Genomic DNA, 14940 nt, shown 5'->3' on the forward strand with positions numbered 1-14940 from the left:
CGCGGGGCGTCGTTACTTGTTCGTCCGGATGACGTCGAGGCCGTTGTTCTTCTCGACGGGGTCCTGCCCGCCGTCCGTCTCGCCGTAGCCCGTGTTGCGCCCGCCGTTCGAGCGCCCGGCGCTGCCACCGCTGAACGACTCGACGTTCTCGGAGGCGTCGAAGGAGGCGTCGTCACCGACCTCCTGGATGGCCTGGCGTGACTTGTTGGCCTGCTTCTGGGTCGTCGGACCCAGGACCTGTGCGGACTGGACGCCGGTCATGATGGCCATGACGCGGACCTTGCCCTTGTACTCCTCCTGGATGCGGGCGCCCCAGATGACGTTCGCCGAGGCTTCTAAGCGCTCGGTGATGTTCTGGGCGATGCCCTCGGCCTCCTTCAGCGTGAGGTCGGGGCCGCCGGTGATGTGGACCAGCCCGCCGGACGCACCGCGGTAGTCGACGTCCAGCAGCGGGTGGTTCATCGCGTCCTTGACCACTTCCTGGGTCTTGTTCTTGTCCTGCGTCTCGCCGACCAGCATCACCGCGACCCCGCCCTGGTTCATGATGGATGTCATGTCGGCGTAGTCTAAGTTGATGAGGCTCGGCTGGGTGATGGTCTCCGAGATGCCCTTGACCGTCTCGGCGATGATCTGATCCATCACGGAGAAGGCCTTGCCGATCGGCAGGTTCGGGACGTAGTCGAGCAGGCGGTTGTTGTCCAGCACGATGATGGAGTCGGCCTCGTTGCGCAGCTTCTCCAGGCCCTCCTCGGCCTTGACCGTCCGTGCGCGCTCGACGTTGAACGGCGTCGACACCATGCCGACGACGATGGCGCCCTGCTCCTTGGCGATCTTCGAGACAACGGGGGCTGCACCGGTCCCGGTCCCGCCGCCCATGCCGGCGGTGACGAAGACCAGGTCCGCGTCGCCAAGCACTTCCTTGATCGTCCCCTGTGCCATCTCGGTTGCGCGCTCGCCCATCGACGGGTCGCCGCCGGCGCCGAGCCCGTTGGTCAGGGACTTGCCGACCAGAATCTTCGTGTCGGCCTCGATCATCTTGAGGTGCTGTTTGTCCGTGTTGATGGCGACCGTGTCGGCGCCTTCGACGCCGATGTTGTAGAGCCGGTTGACGGTGTTGTTCCCGGCCCCACCACACCCGACGATGACGATGCGCGGGTCTCCGAACCCGTCGACGTCCTCGTCCGACAGCTGCTTTTGCTCCTGCTCGTCGCGTTCGAGGGCTTCGTTGACGATGTCCTGCATCGTTACACCCTCGCCCAGGTCCGCTTGCGTTTCTCGGAGGACCGCTCGGAGCTCTCCTGCTCTGCGAGCATCTCCCGGACTGCCGAACGGATGGCCTCACTCCGGTTGGGGTACTCCCGTCTCGACCATCTGTTCGACCTCTTCGATCTGCTGTTTCGGAATCCGTAGTGTCACACGCTCCATATTTTTTGTTCCCTTTGGGTAAGACGGTCCGACCGGGTCGATTCTCGCCCCGCCCGTTCGTTTACACAGCGAACCCGCCCGACTGCGGGGGTCACACCCCCACGACGCCCGCTGTGTAAGACAGCCGTCTTACGCAGACGAAACAACAGACCATTATATATTAAAACTTACGGTGGGTGTCATACACACACCCGGGAACGCAGTCTTACGGCCTGTGTGGCGCGTAAACGCCGTAATCAGGTCTGGTCGAGCACGTCTGCAGCCGGTGTTCGACGACCACAGCTCGGACAAAAGCCCCAGTCCGACCGGAGCTCGTCGCCGCAGTCGCAGAACACGCGCCGGGACGCCTTCTCCCCGCAATTCGGACAGTAGACGTGCGACGACGCGACATCCTCACCACACTGTGCACACGTTTTACGCGCCGTTGGCTCCGCGCGATCCCGCGCCTCGGGCTCTGTCTTACGGGCCTCGTCGTCGTGTGATACGCCCGCCGCAGGGTCGTTAGACACGTCCGACTGCGCCGCATCCGATTTGGCCGTGTTCACCGCTGAATCGCCCGCTAACCTGATGTTTACGTTGACGTCCTGGGGATCCCGGCGCGGGATGGCGTCGTCCAGGCGCTCGGCGATGATGCGATCGACGCGGTCCGCGATGAGCTCGTCGATGGACTCGGTGTCGGTCACCGACCCCTGGGGGCTCTCACGTTGTACGCTCGAGTCCTCCTGCTCCCCGAGGTACGCTCTGAGTGCCTCACGCATGACCTCGCTCTTCGAGGCGTCGTACTCCTCGAGCTGCGAGATGAGGGCGTCGTCGGCCCGGAACGTGATCTTGCTCATCCGACTCGTCAGACACGATGTCGGCCGACTATTTTAATCTTCCCGCGATGTCTGACGTCCGTCTGTCAAACTGGTTGGATGCTTGACTAGTACGGGTCACCTCAATGCCGCTCGGGGCGAACGTCACACGTGCGCCGCCGCGGGTGCGGACCATCGCCGCCAGGTTTTCAGAACTCGCCGTGGTATCGTCCGTCGCACGTCTACCGAATAACAATCCTTAAGTCCGGACGGCGGGCTACGTTCGGGTGTAGACCGCCCTTAGCTCAGACTGGTAGAGCAGTCGACTGTAGATCGACTTGTCCCCCGTTCAAATCGGGGAGGGCGGACTTGGTTTTCGGTCGATACGTGACCGACCGTAGATCGACTTGTCTTCCGTCCTCGTGAGCGCAGCGAACGAGGGCTCGGAAGGCGCGCACAGCGGAGCGAGCACGTCTTTCGGTGTTCAAATCGGGGAGGATGGACTCTTCCTGCGAACGACGTGAGCAGTGAGTAGTCGCTCTCGAGTCGATTTGAACACGAGAGTCGCAGCGGCGAGCGGAGCGAGCGCGTCTTCCGGCGTTCAAATCGGGGAGAGCGAATACGTCTGCCGGCGCTCGGTGATCGCTGCGGGCCGCCGTCGCGAACCATCCGATCACGGACACATCCCTGCTTCGCTCGCACAGTCAGGGATAGTAGTACTCGACGGTACTCCACGTCCACGACCCGTCTGATTCTGGTCCGTGAACGTACCCGTTGTCAGAAAGCTGGTGAATGTCGCCCACGTATCGTCCCATCGCCGTATCGGCTGGATACCAGATTCGGTTGTCGCCAGCATCGTAGTAGAACGTGTCGTACCCGTACCCATACGATGCGTAGTAGTCGGTAAGTGAACCGGCGATATCGGCGGTCTCGCCGTTTGCTGAATCGGCGAGATAGATCTCCGGGAGGAGGTGCCAGTCGCCGTCGACGGATTGGCACCGAGCGAGTCTCGTTGTCGCTCCGATGGCTTCACACAGCGAAGCGACCAGGACGGCCTGGCAATCACAATCTCCCGCCCCCGTCTCCAGCGTCTCACTCGGCGGCGCAACGTAGTTGGTGGATGACGGGTCCGGGACGTAGGTGATGTTCTCGTTGACGTACCTGTGCAGTTCTGCGACCTGGTGATAGTGGAACGTGCCCCCGCTGGCCGACGGCTGGTCGCTGACGATATCGGCCGCCGTCGTACGGACCGCCATCGCGTCGACTTTCTCTGCGAGACTCATCCCAAAATCACCTGTGTGGAGTGCTGCTATTAGTAATTGCGTCCGACGTTCTCCGGAACTGACCTGACGGGGCACCTCTCCCTCGCTGTCCGACGGCCGGTCCCCACCGTGTGGGAGGTCCCCAGATCGCACCTCGCCGAGCGGCCGAACGGGACTTCCGACCGCCGGCGCGAAAACCGCACGACGGCGGCGGGTGAAATGACGTGAACTATCCGCCCGCTTTTTATCGATGTCTGCCGTACGTACGACGTGGTCGTCGATGGGACTATTTGACAAGAACAAACCTGAATCCCACCTCGGGGCAGACACACGGGGACCGTACATCTGTCTGAACTGCGAGGAGTCGTTCGATGTGCTCTATCACTCGTGTCCGGTCTGTGGCGCGTACGACGTCCGCCGGGCCAAATGGGTCGAATAACCCCTCGACGTCCACTGGCACGTCCACACCCTCACGCTATCGGGCGTTCGCCTCATTTTTCGACTGGTCGCGTCGGTCAGACACAAGTACCTCGCGCCGCTTTGCTCTGTATGGGCAGACGGCCACTCGGTTCGACTGGCATCGACGTGACGGAGGTCGGATTCGGCACCTGGAACATGGGCGGCGACTGGGGCGACGTCGACGAGGAAGCGGGGCGCGAGGCCGTTCGGGCGGCCCTCGACGCCGGCATCGACTTCGTCGACACCGCGGACGTCTACGGCGACGGGTTCAGCGAGCAGCGCATCGGCGAGGTGCTGGACGAACGCGGCGTGCGCGACGAGGTGACCGTCGCGACGAAGGCCGGCCGTCGCCTGGATCCCCACACCGCCGACCGGTACGACTACGAGCACCTCTCGGCGTTCGTCGACCGTTCGCGGGAGTATCTGGGTACCGAGACGCTGGATCTCCTCCAGCTGCACTGTCCGCCCAGCGACGCGTACTATCAGCCGTCGACGTTCGACGCGCTCGCCCGACTGGCCGACGAGGGGGCAGTCTCCCACTACGGCGTCAGCGTCGAGCGCGTCGAGCAGGCGCTGAAGGCCATCGAGTACCCCGGCGTCGAGACGGTCCAGCTAATCTTCAACATGTTCCGCCAGCGACCCGCGGAACTGTTCTTCGAGGAGGCTGCCCGGCGCGACGTCGGCGTCATCGTCCGCGTGCCGCTGGCCTCCGGGCTGCTTACGGGCGAGCTCTCGCGGGACACGACCTTCCCCGAGAGCGACCACCGCAACTACAACATCGAGGGCGAGGCCTTCGACCGCGGCGAGACCTTCGCGGGCCTCCCGGTCGAGGCCGGCTTCGACGCCGTCGAGGACCTCCGCGAACACGTCCCCGAGGGGATGACGATGGCCCAGATGGCGCTGCGCTGGATTCTCGACTACGACGCCGTCTCGACGGTCATCCCCGGGTCGACGACGCCGGCACACATCGAGGCCAACGCGGCCGCCAGCGACCTCCCGCCGCTGTCCCACCAGACTCACGGCGCGGTGCGCGACATCTACGAGGAACACGTCCACGACGCTGTCCACCATCGCTGGTGAGACCCAGGGTCGAACGTATCGGTATACGTACCACTGCTGTCGAGGTCCTTGACAAACCCATTAGTAACAACAGATAAAACTCTCCAGTATATTATCAGTCTCATGTCCGTCGGTTTGGGTAACGATCCTGACTGTTAGAGCGAATCTACGTATACGTAATCTGGTAGTTCCGCTATCTCCTCCTATCAGAAATAGTGGATGACGAGTCGGTCAGTCGAGCTCGGACCGTTCGCCGCGCCAGCGGAGCCCGCGCTGTCGGTACCCGTCGAACTCGCCGCGGTCTATCTCGGCCTCGATCTCGTCGCGCGTCGCGTCGTCGATGCGGACCAGGTGACAGAGTGACCCGGCTGGGCAACCGGGTTCTCCAGCACACCGACGAGGATGCCGGTGAAGGGGGCTTCGACGATTCGCTCCTGGTGTTTGAAGTGGTCGGTGACGGTACAGATGGTCTCGCCCTCGCGGACCAGCGGGTACGGTCCCCACTTCATCTCGACGAGGCCGCCGGTGTCGGCACGGAGCCACGTCTTGTCGCCCTGGTCGGCGGGAACGGCGCGGAACCAGCCCGGCCAGTCGACGGTCGCCGACGGATCGATCCCGTACTCGGCGAAGACGCTCCTGACGCCGGCCAGCGCGCGCTCGATGAGCGTCGGCTGGAACCGGTGGGCCTTCCCCATCTCGACGGTGACCGCCGCGATGTCGTTCTCCGTCGCCGTCCGCCGGAGCGACCCCGCGTCCCCCGCGCCGGAGATGACGACATTCGCGCCGAACGACCGCGCGAGTCGCTCGACGGCCGGGTTCGTCATATCCGCTCGCGTGTGGTACATCGTCGTCCGGTTGCGGGTCGAGGTGTGGAAGTCGAGCACCAGGTCACACTGGTCGATGAACGTCTCGTAGATGCGGTTGGCCATGCGCTCGGCCGTGTTGCTCCGAGGCTTGCCCGGGAACGCGCGGTTCAGGTCCTGGTCGTAGATGGGGATGTCACGGGTCTGTGCGAGGTAGCCGGGGACGTTCAGGACGTGCAGACAGAGGAGCGTCCCGTGGACGTCCGCGGGGTCGTAGCGGTCGGCCACCTCCTGGATGACCTTCACGCCGTTGAGCTCGTCCCCGTGGAGCGCCGCCGTCAGTCCGACGGTCGGGCCGTCGCGCTCGCCGTTGACGATCGTCACCGGGATCTCGATCGGGTCCCCCAGGTACGTCTCGCCCACTTCGTAGCGGACGTGTCGCTGTTCGCCAGGGGCCACCTCGCCGCCGTAGCGGAACGGGGCTGTCATGGCCGCACCGACGGCGGGACAGGGTAAATCGGTACTGGACCGACCACACCGTTGAAGTACGCTTGCGGGGTTCACACGGACGTGGCAGTCTCGTTCGACCTCTTCGGGACGCTCGTCGACGCCGACCGGCCGGCGGCCCCCTGGCACGCCGTCGCGGACACCCTCGCCGAACACGATGTCCGTGTCCCCGAGGACTGGGAAGCCGCGTACCGCACGTCCCACCGGGAGTACGACCGCGGCCGGGAGGCACCGCTCGACGAGCACGTCCGCCTTGCGCTGGCGAGTCGCGGCGTCGACGTCACCGAGGCAACAGCGCGCGGGGCGGTCCTCGCCGCGTTCGACGCACCAGTCGCGGTGCGCGAGGGCGCCCGACCCCCGCTACGCGCCGCCGCGGACCGCGGGCCGGTGGGCATCTGTTCGAACTGCAGCGTCCCCGACCTCGTCGAGCGGACGCTCGACCGCGCCGGGCTGGCCGACGCCGTCCCCGGCGGGTTCGATACCGTCGTGACCAGCGTCGACTGCGGGTGGCGCAAGCCCCACCCGGAGATATTCGAGACGACGGCCGCGGCGCTGGACGTCCCGCTCGCGGCCCTGGTCCACGTCGGCGACGACGCGCGCACCGACGGCGGCGCCGGGCGAGTCGGCGCGCAGTCGGTCCTGCTCGATGACGTGGCACTCCCGACCGTCGCCGAGCAACTCCGGGAGGGGTCGCTGTGCTGACGGCACTCGCCGTCCTCGTGGCGGCGACCCTCGAGGTGGTCGTCGGGGAACCGCCGACCCGTCTCCACCCGGTGGCCTGGCTCGGGTCCGTGGTCGGGATGGTAGACCGGGAGTGGCGACGTCCCTCGCTCGTCGGGGCCGCTGCCGCGCTCGTCCTCCCGCTCGCCGTCGCGGCCGTCGTCGCGCTCCTCGTCGCGGGCGCCACGTCGGTGTCGCTGCTCGGCGGCGTGCTACTTGCGGGTGCCGTCCTCTTCCTGACGACGAGTCTCCGGATGCTCGTCTCGGTGGCCTGGCGGGTCGTCGTGGACTCCGAGCGCGACCTCGAGGCCGCCCGCGAGGGTCTGCTCGCGCTCGCGGGGCGGGACGCGCGGTCCCTCTCTGCGGGCCACGTCCGGAGCGCGGCGGTCGAGAGCGCCGCCGAGAACCTCGCCGACGGCCTGGTCGCGTCGCTCGGCGCGTTCGTCCTCGCGGGCGCGCTGGCACCGCTGGTCGGCCTCCCGGCGCTGCCCGTCGCGGCGGGCGCGGCCGCGTGGGTGAAGGCCGTCAACACGATGGACTCGATGCTGGGCTACCACGAGAAGCGGGTCGGAACGCCGGCCGCGCGCCTGGACGACGCCGTGATGTGGTTCCCCGCTCGCGTGAGCGCGCTCGCGCTCGCTGCGGCATTCGCGGACCCGCTGGCCCTCGTCCGCGCCAGGACGTGGCTCGATCGCGTCCCGTCGCCGAACTCCGGATGGCCGATGGGCGTCGCCGCCGCCGCACTCGACGTCCGACTCGAGAAACCCGACGTCTACGTGCTCAACGACGGCGCGGCCCTGCCCGACCTCGACACCGCTCGTCGGGCCGTCCGTCGCGTCGGCCTCGCCGGCCTGCTCTCGTACGTCGTCGCGGGGGTGCTCGCGTGGTTCTGACCGCCGTCCGCGGGGCGCTGGGCTTCCTCTCGCGGCTCCCCGTCGGCCACAGCGAGGCGGCCTGGGACGCGTTCACCGCGACGCCGGCGGCCTTCCCGCTGGCGGGGTACGTCGTCGGCGGCCTCGTCGCGCTCCCGCTGCTCGCCGCGGGCGCCCTGCCCGCGCCCGTCGTCGCCGCCGGCTACCTCGCGGCCGTCGTGCTCGTGACCGGCGTCAACCACTTCGACGGCCTCGCCGACCTGGGCGACGCCGCCGTCGTCCACGGCAGCCCCGAAGCGCGGCGCGAGGTGCTGCGTGACACCACCGTCGGTGTCGGCGCCGTCCTCGCGCTCGGGTCGGTCCTCCTCGCCCTCGCGCTCGGGGCGCTCGCCGTGGCCGCGCTCCCGCCGCTCGTCGCCGTCGCGCTCGTCCTCGCCAGCGAGGTGGGCGCGAAAGTCGCGATGGCCACGCTCGCCTGTCTCGGCACACCGAGTCACGAGGGATTCGGGGCGATGGTGCTCGAGGGAGCGCGCCCCAGTGACCTCCTGGCACCGGTGGCCGTCACGCTCCCCGTCGCCGTCCTGGTCGTGCCCGCGACGGCCACCGCCGTCCTCGCCGGCCTCGTCGTCGGCGCCGGCCTGACACGCTGGGTCGCCCGGACACTCGACGGCGTCGGCGGGGACGTCTTCGGCGCGGGAAACGAACTCGCCCGCGTCGTCGCGCTCCACACCGCCGTGGCCGCCTGGACGCTTTCCGACTGGGGGGTGCTCGCGTGGACGCCCTGGTGATGTGTGGGGGCCGGGGTACCCGCCTGGACGCGCCGGTCGAGAAACCCCTGTTCGAGGTGGACGGCGTGCCGATGGTCGACCGCGTGCTGGACGCGCTCGAGGCGAGCAGCGTCGACGCGGTCTACGCCGCGACGTCGCCAGCGACGCCCGAGACGCGTGCTCACGTCGACGTCCCGACCGTCGAGACGCCCGGCGAGGGGTACGTCGACGACCTGTCGTCGGCGCTGGCCGACGACCGCCTCTCGACGCCCGTGCTCACCGTCGCCGCGGACCTGCCGCTGCTCGACGGCGAGATTCTCGACCGGGTGCTGGCGGCCCACGACGCCGGCTCGATGACCGTCATCGTCCCGGCCGCCCTGAAACGCGCCCTGGGGGGTAGCGACGACACGACCTTCGAGCGAGGCGGCCGCGAGGTCGCACCGACCGGCGTGAACGTCGTCGGCGACGCGGGCGACGACGCGTGGTGCACGGACGACCTGCGAGTGGCGATCAACGTCAACACGCGCCGGGACGCGCAAGTGGCCGAGCACCTGCTCGCGTCGCGAAACCTTCTCTAGGCTCCTGGCCCTACGACTGGCCAATGGATCCAGACACGGTCGAGCGCCTGCGCGCGGGCGCCGACGACGCCATCGGCCCCGACGGCCGTGTGCCCCACGGCAGCGATGACGACCCGGAGGTGCTCGACTTCAGCGCGAACACGAACCCGCGGCTCCCGCCGGGCGTCGAGGACGTCTATCGTGCGGCGTTCGAGGGGGCCCGCTCGTACCCCGCGGACGGCTACCCCGAGTTCCGCGCGGCGGCCGCCGCGTTCGTCGGCTGTGCGCCCGTCCAGGTCGTCCCCACGGCCGGTGGCCTCGAAGCAATCCGGCTCGCTATCCAGACGACGGTCCGGGCCGGCGAGTCCGTGCTCGTCCCGACGCCGAGTTTCGGCGAGTACGCTCGCGAGGTCGGCCTGCAGGGCGCCGACCCGTCGTTCGTCACCCACGACGCCGTCCTCGAGGCCGACCCCGCGCCCCACGCGCTGGCCATCGTCTGCAACCCGAACAACCCGACCGGGGAGCCCTGCGACCCGGCGGCGCTCCGGGCGTTCGCCGACCGGTGTCGGGAAGATGACACGACGCTGCTGGTCGACGAGGCGTTCCTTGCGTACACTGACGACCCGTCGCTCGCCGGCCGCGAGGGCGTGGTCGTCGCGCGCTCGCTGACGAAACTCTTCGGCCTCCCGGGAGTCCGCGCGGGCTACGCCGTCGCGACCGGCGAGGCGCTCGAGCGCCTCGTGACCGCGCGGCGCGCGTGGTCGATGAGCGGCCCGGCGGCCGCCGTCGGTGCCCACGTACTTCGGCAGGACGACTTCGTGGCCGAGACACGCGAGCGCGTCGCCGCCGAGCGCGCCCGGATGGCCGAGCGGCTCGGCTCGCGCTTCGACGTCTACCCGTCGGACGCCCCCTTCCTCCTCTTCGAGGTATCTGACGTGAGTATCGACGCCCTCCTCGAGAGCGCGCGCGAGCAGGGCATCGCCCTGCGCGACGCCCGGACGTTCCGCGGCCTCGACAGCCACGTCCGCGTCGCCGTCAGGGCCCCCACGGAGAACGACCGCCTGCTGGAGGCCCTGGATGTTTGAGGTCGACCGGCGCCACGGCGTCGCGCGGATGGCCCAGGACGGGGCCCGCTGGCTCTCGACGTCGTGGGACGGTGGCTACCGGCGCGCCGACGCCGTCTACAACCTGACCGTCCCCGAGGGCTTCGAGCGGACGGACCTCGACGCCTACCGCGAACAGCGACTCGCCGACGCGGGCTTTGCCACCGGCCCGGCGCTCCTGACCGGCGTCGAGATGGCGAACGCTCGGTACGCCCGGAGCGGCCCGGTGACCGTGCTCGCGACGGCCGGCGTGTCGAACCCGGCGGTGCTGCCGATGGGCGAGGACGATGCCGCGGATGGGGAAGCCGCCGGACCGGCATCCGGCGAGACCGACGACGGCTGGCGACCGGGCACGGTCAACCTCATCGTCGGCGCGCACCGGGCCCTCGACGACGGCGCGCTCGCGACGCTCCTGGCGACGGCCGTCGAGGCGAAGGCCGCGACCCTGATGGACGTTGCCGGCGTCCCGGGGACCACCTCGGACGCGGCGCTGGTCGGCTGTGTTCCGGACGCGTCGGTGGCCGAGTTTGCGGGGAGCGCGACCGAGGTGGGGACGGCGACCCGCGCCTGCGTGCGAGACGCAGTCCGGGTGAGTCTGGCCGCTCGATACGACGATGGGCCGCCCGCTCCCGCCGAGGCCCCCTACGGTGTCGTCACCGACCGGCAGACCGATGTGTTCCAGCCCTGAACGCGAGTGTATGAGCGACGACCAGACCGACCGCGCGCGCAACGCGGCCGGCCCGACGGCCGAACCGATCACGCCCGGCGCGCCCGAGGACTTCGGCCTCGTGCAGGTGTGGTGGGGAAACGGGAAGGGAAAGACCACCGCCGCCCTGGGGATGGCGACCCGCGCGGTGGGGCACGGCTACCGCGTCCACCTGCTCCAGTTCATGAAAGGCGGGACGGGCACCGTCGAAGACGTCCGCGGCGAGTACAACGCCATCGGCGCGCTCCCGGGGTTCTCCTACGAGAACGCCGGCCACTACGGCTGGCACGGGTTCATGGACGGGAGCGACGACGACGAACACGCGGCCCGCGCGAAGGGGGCACTGGACCGCGCCCGCGAGATACTCGCGGGGAGCGCCGCGGCCGACCTTTCGGCACCGCTCCCGGCCGACGGGCCGCCGGCGGACGGCGTGCACATGCTCGTCGCCGACGAGATTCTGTACGCCGCCAACCGCGGCCTCGTCGACCCCGAGGACGTCGTCGACCTGGTCGAGTCGAAACCCGCGGACCTGGAACTCGTCCTCACTGGCGGCCACGAGGCACCCGACTACGTCGTCGACCACGCCGACCTGGTCACGGAGGTTCGCAAGCAGAAACACCCGCTCGACGCGGGCCACGCCGCCCGGAAGGGCACCGAGTACTGACTACGACTCGCGGAGCGCGGCCAGCAGGTCCCGGGCGGACTCGAGGTGCTCGTCGGCCTCGGGGTCGCCCGTCGTCTCGACGTTCGACAGCAGGTGGTCGAGCTGGTCCAGGCGCTTCGCCCGGGCGTCGGGGCCCAGGTCACTCTCGGCGAGGTCCGTCGCGATGGCTTCGGCCTCGCCCAGCCAGCGGGCGGCCGACCGCTCGACCGGCCGTTCGCCAGTCGCTTGGATGTGGGCCGCCAGGCTATCGAGTCGGTCCTCTGTCATCACTCCCCGTTCGGTCCGTGACACCGTAGGCGATTCGGTCCTCGCGGTGGCGCCGGTCGCACTGCGTAGCTAACCGGGAGTCTCAAGCGGGCCCGGTCCCAAGCACCGGCGACTCGAATGACGACCGTCCTCGTCGCCGGCACCGCGTCCCACGTGGGCAAGAGCACGATAGCGGCGGGGCTCTGTCGCCTCCTGTCGAACCGCGGGCGAGACGTGGCGCCGTTCAAGGCTCAGAACATGAGCAACAACGCCCGGGCCACGCCGGGCGGCGAGGTCGGTGTCTCACAGTACGTCCAGGCGCGGGCGGCCCGCGTCTCGCCGACGACCGACCACAACCCCGTCCTGCTCAAGCCCCGCGGCGACGGTGAGTCCCAGCTGGTCGTCGACGGCGACGCCGTCGCCGATGTCTCGGCGGGCGCGTACTACGCGGACCACTGGGACACCGCGCTGGCCGCGGCCGAGGCCGCACACGAGCGACTCGCCCGCGATCACGATGTCGTCGTCGCGGAGGGGGCCGGCTCCATCGCCGAAATCAACCTCCACGACCGCGACCTCGCGAACGTCGAGACGGCCCGGTTCGCCGACGCCGAGGTGCTGCTGGTGGCCGACATCGAGCGCGGCGGCGTCTTCGCGTCCATCGTCGGGACGTTCGAACTCGTCCCCGAGGCCGTCCGCGACCGCATCGCCGGCGTCGTCATCACGAAGTTCCGCGGCGACCGCTCGCTGCTCGCGCCCGGTATCGAGGCCGTCGAGGAGCGCACCGGCGTGCCGGTGCTCGGCGTCGTCCCCTACGAGGACCCCGGCCTCCCCGAGGAAGACAGCGTCTCGCTCCCGCCGGTCGGCACGCGCGCGGTCCGCGGCGACGACGACGGCGTCCCCGAAGACCGGAGCGTCACCGTCGCCGTGCCCCGCCTCCCGCGCATCTCGAACTTCACAGACCTCGAACCGCTGGTCCGCGAACCGGGCGTCCGGGTCGCCTACGTCCCGCCCGCCGACTCGCTCGCGGACGCCGACGCCGTCGTCCTGCCCGGGAGCAAGAACACCGTCGACGACCTGCTGGCGCTCCGCGAGGCGGGGTTCGATGAGCGACTCGCCGCCTTCGAGGGACCGGTTGTCGGCCTCTGTGGCGGCTACCAGATGCTCGGAGAGACGCTGACGAATGCTACCCTCGAAGGTACTGATGACGAGGAGCGCGTCGACGGCTTCGGCCTGCTCCCCGTCGAGACGACGTTCTCCGAGACCAAGACGGTCGAGCACGTCACGCGGCAGATTCGCGGCGTCGGCCCGCTCGACGGCGCCGAGGGCGTCGTGGAGGGCTACGAGATACACACGGGTGAGTCGACGTCGACCGGCGACGTGACGCGCCCCTTCGCGACCGAGGGCCGCCACCGACGACGTGCTCGGTACCTACCTCCACGACCTCTTCGAGAACGAGTCTGCGAGAGATACCTTCGTGAGAAATACGTTCGCGGCCGCCGGTATCGACCCGCCGCGGGAGGGAGACTCCGGGCAGCCAAATCCCTACGAGCGCGCCGCACGGATGGTCGCCGACCACGTGGACCTCGGGCCGCTCGGGGTCGAGTAAGGTTTTTTCGGATCGAATATTCGCGAACTTTATGTGCGATGGGGCGGGGACGCACGCACATGGTCGAAGTCTTCGCCGTCGCCAGCGGGAAAGGGGGGACGGGCAAGACGACGAGCACCGTCGCGCTGGGCATGGCGCTGTCGGACCGGTACGACGTGACCGTCGTCGACGCCGACACCGGGATGGCGAACCTGCTCTTTCACGCCGGGCTCTCTGACGCCGAGACCACGCTGCACGACGTGCTGGCCGACGACGCGTCCGTCGTCGACGCGGCCTACGACCGCTTCGGGATGACCGTGGTCCCCTGCGGGACGAGTCTGGAGGGGTTCCGCGACGCCGACCCGACGCGGCTGCGAGACGTCGTCGCGACGCTCGCGGCCGACACCGACGTCATCCTGCTTGACTCGCCCCCGGCGCTGGACAGTCGCGCCGCCGTCCTCCCGGTGGTGATGGCGGACCGGACCGTGGTCGTCCTCCAGCCGACGATACCGGCCATCTCCGACGGCCTCAAGGTCCAGGAGTACGCCGCCTCCTACGACACCGACGTGGCCGGCCTCCTGTTCAACAAGGTCAGGGACGACGAACCTATCGACCGGGTCGCCGAGAAGACCGAGCGGTACTTCGACGGACCGACGCTCGCGGCAGTTCCGGAGGCCCAGGCCGCACGCGAGGCCCGGCGGGCGGGTCGACCGTTGCTCGCCCACGCGCCCGAGTCGGCGGCGGCCGCGGCCTACCGGCGTGCGGCGGACGCGCTGACAGTAGCCAGCGGCCGGCCGGGAGACGTCGCCGACCGCTTCCGGAGCGCGGTCATCCCCCACCCGCCATGAGGCTCCCAACCGGTCGCCTCTGCAAGTCGCGGGTCGTCGCCGACCCGCGGGAACCGCTCGCGGACGTGCTCGACCGCGAGCTGACGGGCTACGCGGTCTTCGAGTCCCAGGACGCGCTCCTGCTCGATGCCGAGGGGCGCGGCGTCATCACCTTCGAGGACGGCGTGCCGGTCGTCGCCTACCACACCGGGACGGACCGCGGCGGACCGCCGGCGCTGGCCGACCTGGCGATCCCCGGCCCCTACCACGTCTCGCTGCACGAACTGCCGGCGACCGATCTGGCGGCCGTCCACGACGCGACGGACCTCAAGGTGCCCCCGGGGATGCCGGCCGAGCGACTCGCCGGCGACCCGGCGCTGGCCGAGAGCACGCGCCGGGCCGACCCGGACCGGTCGGCGGGCGACGAGCCCGCGAACTCCCAGACGGAGGGAGACCCCGGCGACGCGAGCGCCGTCGAGGCGTTCCTCGAGGACACGGAGAAGATCTCGGCCATCAAAGAGCAGGCGCGCGCCGAGGCCCGGGAGCGGGCCGAGGAGTGGGACCTCTAGCGCCGCGGACCTCAC

14 protein-coding genes, 1 tRNA gene and 3 pseudogenes are annotated in these 14940 nt (G+C 69.4%); 12 read left to right on the forward strand and 6 right to left on the reverse strand.

The window, feature by feature from the left end; all coding sequences use genetic code 11:
• Window positions 1-12: 12 nt before the first annotated feature.
• The 3 genes and pseudogenes from ftsZ to P1N55_RS16145 all read right to left on the reverse strand — a co-directional run bounded on the left by ftsZ (window position 13) and on the right by P1N55_RS16145 (window position 2261).
• A complete protein-coding gene (gene ftsZ / locus P1N55_RS16135) occupies window positions 13-1242 on the reverse strand; it encodes a cell division protein FtsZ (RefSeq protein ID WP_276276530.1) in 1230 nt (409 codons plus the stop codon).
• 2 nt (window positions 1243-1244) lie between these two features.
• Window positions 1245-1425 (reverse strand): annotated as a pseudogene (locus P1N55_RS16140) (ribbon-helix-helix domain-containing protein).
• 236 nt (window positions 1426-1661) lie between these two features.
• On the reverse strand, window positions 1662-2261 hold the full coding sequence (locus P1N55_RS16145; RefSeq protein ID WP_276276531.1) for a double zinc ribbon domain-containing protein: 600 nt from the start codon (window positions 2259-2261) through the stop codon (window positions 1662-1664).
• Window positions 2262-2513: 252 nt separating this feature from the next.
• On the opposite strand from P1N55_RS16145, the gene P1N55_RS16150 reads away from it, so the two are divergent.
• Window positions 2514-2587: transfer RNA gene (locus P1N55_RS16150), tRNA-Tyr, on the forward strand.
• Window positions 2588-2923: 336 nt separating this feature from the next.
• Here the strand turns inward: P1N55_RS16150 and P1N55_RS16155 are convergent.
• Entirely contained in the window at window positions 2924-3502 is a 579-nt protein-coding gene (locus P1N55_RS16155; protein WP_276276532.1) for a transglutaminase-like domain-containing protein, read from the reverse strand.
• Between the two features lie 528 nt (window positions 3503-4030).
• Between P1N55_RS16155 and P1N55_RS16160 the strand changes: the two genes are divergently transcribed.
• Entirely contained in the window at window positions 4031-5020 is a 990-nt protein-coding gene (locus tag P1N55_RS16160) for an aldo/keto reductase (RefSeq protein ID WP_276276533.1), read from the forward strand.
• Between the two features lie 210 nt (window positions 5021-5230).
• Here the strand turns inward: P1N55_RS16160 and P1N55_RS16165 are convergent.
• A pseudogene (locus P1N55_RS16165) lies at window positions 5231-6291 on the reverse strand (succinylglutamate desuccinylase/aspartoacylase family protein).
• 81 nt (window positions 6292-6372) lie between these two features.
• Between P1N55_RS16165 and P1N55_RS16170 the strand changes: the two are divergent.
• Genes P1N55_RS16170 through P1N55_RS16200 form a run of 7 tightly spaced genes read left to right on the forward strand, consistent with a single transcriptional unit; the run spans window position 6373 to window position 11698 of the window.
• Window positions 6373-7011, forward strand: a complete 639-nt coding sequence (locus tag P1N55_RS16170; protein WP_276276534.1) for an HAD family hydrolase — start codon at window positions 6373-6375, stop codon at window positions 7009-7011.
• A complete protein-coding gene (cbiB, locus tag P1N55_RS16175) occupies window positions 7005-7922 on the forward strand; it encodes an adenosylcobinamide-phosphate synthase CbiB (RefSeq protein WP_276276535.1) in 918 nt (305 codons plus the stop codon). The genes P1N55_RS16170 and cbiB overlap by 7 nt, the downstream gene beginning before the upstream one ends.
• Window positions 7913-8689: an adenosylcobinamide-GDP ribazoletransferase gene (gene cobS, locus P1N55_RS16180; RefSeq protein WP_276276536.1), complete on the forward strand. Its 777-nt coding sequence runs from the start codon at window positions 7913-7915 to the stop codon at window positions 8687-8689. The genes cbiB and cobS overlap by 10 nt, the downstream gene beginning before the upstream one ends.
• Window positions 8689-9246, forward strand: coding sequence for an NTP transferase domain-containing protein (locus P1N55_RS16185; protein WP_276278751.1), 558 nt, complete (start codon window positions 8689-8691; stop codon window positions 9244-9246). Before cobS ends, P1N55_RS16185 begins: the two co-directional genes overlap by 1 nt.
• Window positions 9247-9269: 23 nt before the next feature.
• Entirely contained in the window at window positions 9270-10310 is a 1041-nt protein-coding gene (gene cobD / locus P1N55_RS16190) for a threonine-phosphate decarboxylase CobD (RefSeq protein ID WP_276276537.1), read from the forward strand.
• Complete coding sequence (locus P1N55_RS16195) at window positions 10303-11016, forward strand: adenosylcobinamide amidohydrolase (protein WP_276276538.1); 714 nt, start codon at window positions 10303-10305, stop codon at window positions 11014-11016. The genes cobD and P1N55_RS16195 overlap by 8 nt, the downstream gene beginning before the upstream one ends.
• A 10-nt stretch (window positions 11017-11026) precedes the next feature.
• Window positions 11027-11698, forward strand: coding sequence for a cob(I)yrinic acid a,c-diamide adenosyltransferase (locus P1N55_RS16200; protein WP_276276539.1), 672 nt, complete (start codon window positions 11027-11029; stop codon window positions 11696-11698).
• Here the strand turns inward: P1N55_RS16200 and P1N55_RS16205 are convergent, their stop codons facing one another.
• Entirely contained in the window at window positions 11699-11965 is a 267-nt protein-coding gene (locus P1N55_RS16205) for a hypothetical protein (protein ID WP_276276540.1), read from the reverse strand.
• A 117-nt stretch (window positions 11966-12082) separates the two neighbouring features.
• Here P1N55_RS16205 and P1N55_RS16210 point away from each other — a divergent pair.
• From P1N55_RS16210 to P1N55_RS16220, 3 genes and pseudogenes are all read left to right on the forward strand, one after another.
• A pseudogene (locus tag P1N55_RS16210) lies at window positions 12083-13550 on the forward strand (cobyric acid synthase).
• Between the two features lie 59 nt (window positions 13551-13609).
• Window positions 13610-14377 (forward strand): nucleotide-binding protein, encoded by a 768-nt coding sequence (locus tag P1N55_RS16215; RefSeq protein ID WP_276276541.1) that lies wholly within the window; start codon window positions 13610-13612, stop codon window positions 14375-14377.
• Complete coding sequence (locus P1N55_RS16220) at window positions 14374-14925, forward strand: hypothetical protein (protein ID WP_276276542.1); 552 nt, start codon at window positions 14374-14376, stop codon at window positions 14923-14925. The genes P1N55_RS16215 and P1N55_RS16220 overlap by 4 nt, the downstream gene beginning before the upstream one ends.
• The last annotated feature ends 15 nt before the right edge of the window (window positions 14926-14940 follow it).

The organism is Haloarcula regularis (assembly GCF_029338315.1).
In the GTDB taxonomy this organism is placed as follows: Archaea; Halobacteriota; Halobacteria; order Halobacteriales; family Haloarculaceae; genus Haloarcula; species Haloarcula regularis.

Bases quoted from the DNA above. Each gene is read 5' to 3' on its own strand.
- P1N55_RS16215 (WP_276276541.1), top strand. From the start codon at position 13,610: ATGGTCGAAGTCTTCGCCGTCGCCAGCGGGAAAGGGGGGACGGGCAAG.
- P1N55_RS16195 (WP_276276538.1), top strand. From the start codon at position 10,303: ATGTTTGAGGTCGACCGGCGCCACGGCGTCGCGCGGATGGCCCAGGAC.
- P1N55_RS16220 (WP_276276542.1), top strand. From the start codon at position 14,374: ATGAGGCTCCCAACCGGTCGCCTCTGCAAGTCGCGGGTCGTCGCCGAC.
- P1N55_RS16200 (WP_276276539.1), top strand. From the start codon at position 11,027: ATGAGCGACGACCAGACCGACCGCGCGCGCAACGCGGCCGGCCCGACG.
- ftsZ (WP_276276530.1), bottom strand. From the start codon at position 1,242: ATGCAGGACATCGTCAACGAAGCCCTCGAACGCGACGAGCAGGAGCAA.
- P1N55_RS16205 (WP_276276540.1), bottom strand. From the start codon at position 11,965: ATGACAGAGGACCGACTCGATAGCCTGGCGGCCCACATCCAAGCGACT.
- P1N55_RS16185 (WP_276278751.1), top strand. From the start codon at position 8,689: ATGTGTGGGGGCCGGGGTACCCGCCTGGACGCGCCGGTCGAGAAACCC.
- P1N55_RS16160 (WP_276276533.1), top strand. From the start codon at position 4,031: ATGGGCAGACGGCCACTCGGTTCGACTGGCATCGACGTGACGGAGGTC.
- P1N55_RS16155 (WP_276276532.1), bottom strand. From the start codon at position 3,502: ATGAGTCTCGCAGAGAAAGTCGACGCGATGGCGGTCCGTACGACGGCG.
- cobD (WP_276276537.1), top strand. From the start codon at position 9,270: ATGGATCCAGACACGGTCGAGCGCCTGCGCGCGGGCGCCGACGACGCC.
- P1N55_RS16145 (WP_276276531.1), bottom strand. From the start codon at position 2,261: ATGAGCAAGATCACGTTCCGGGCCGACGACGCCCTCATCTCGCAGCTC.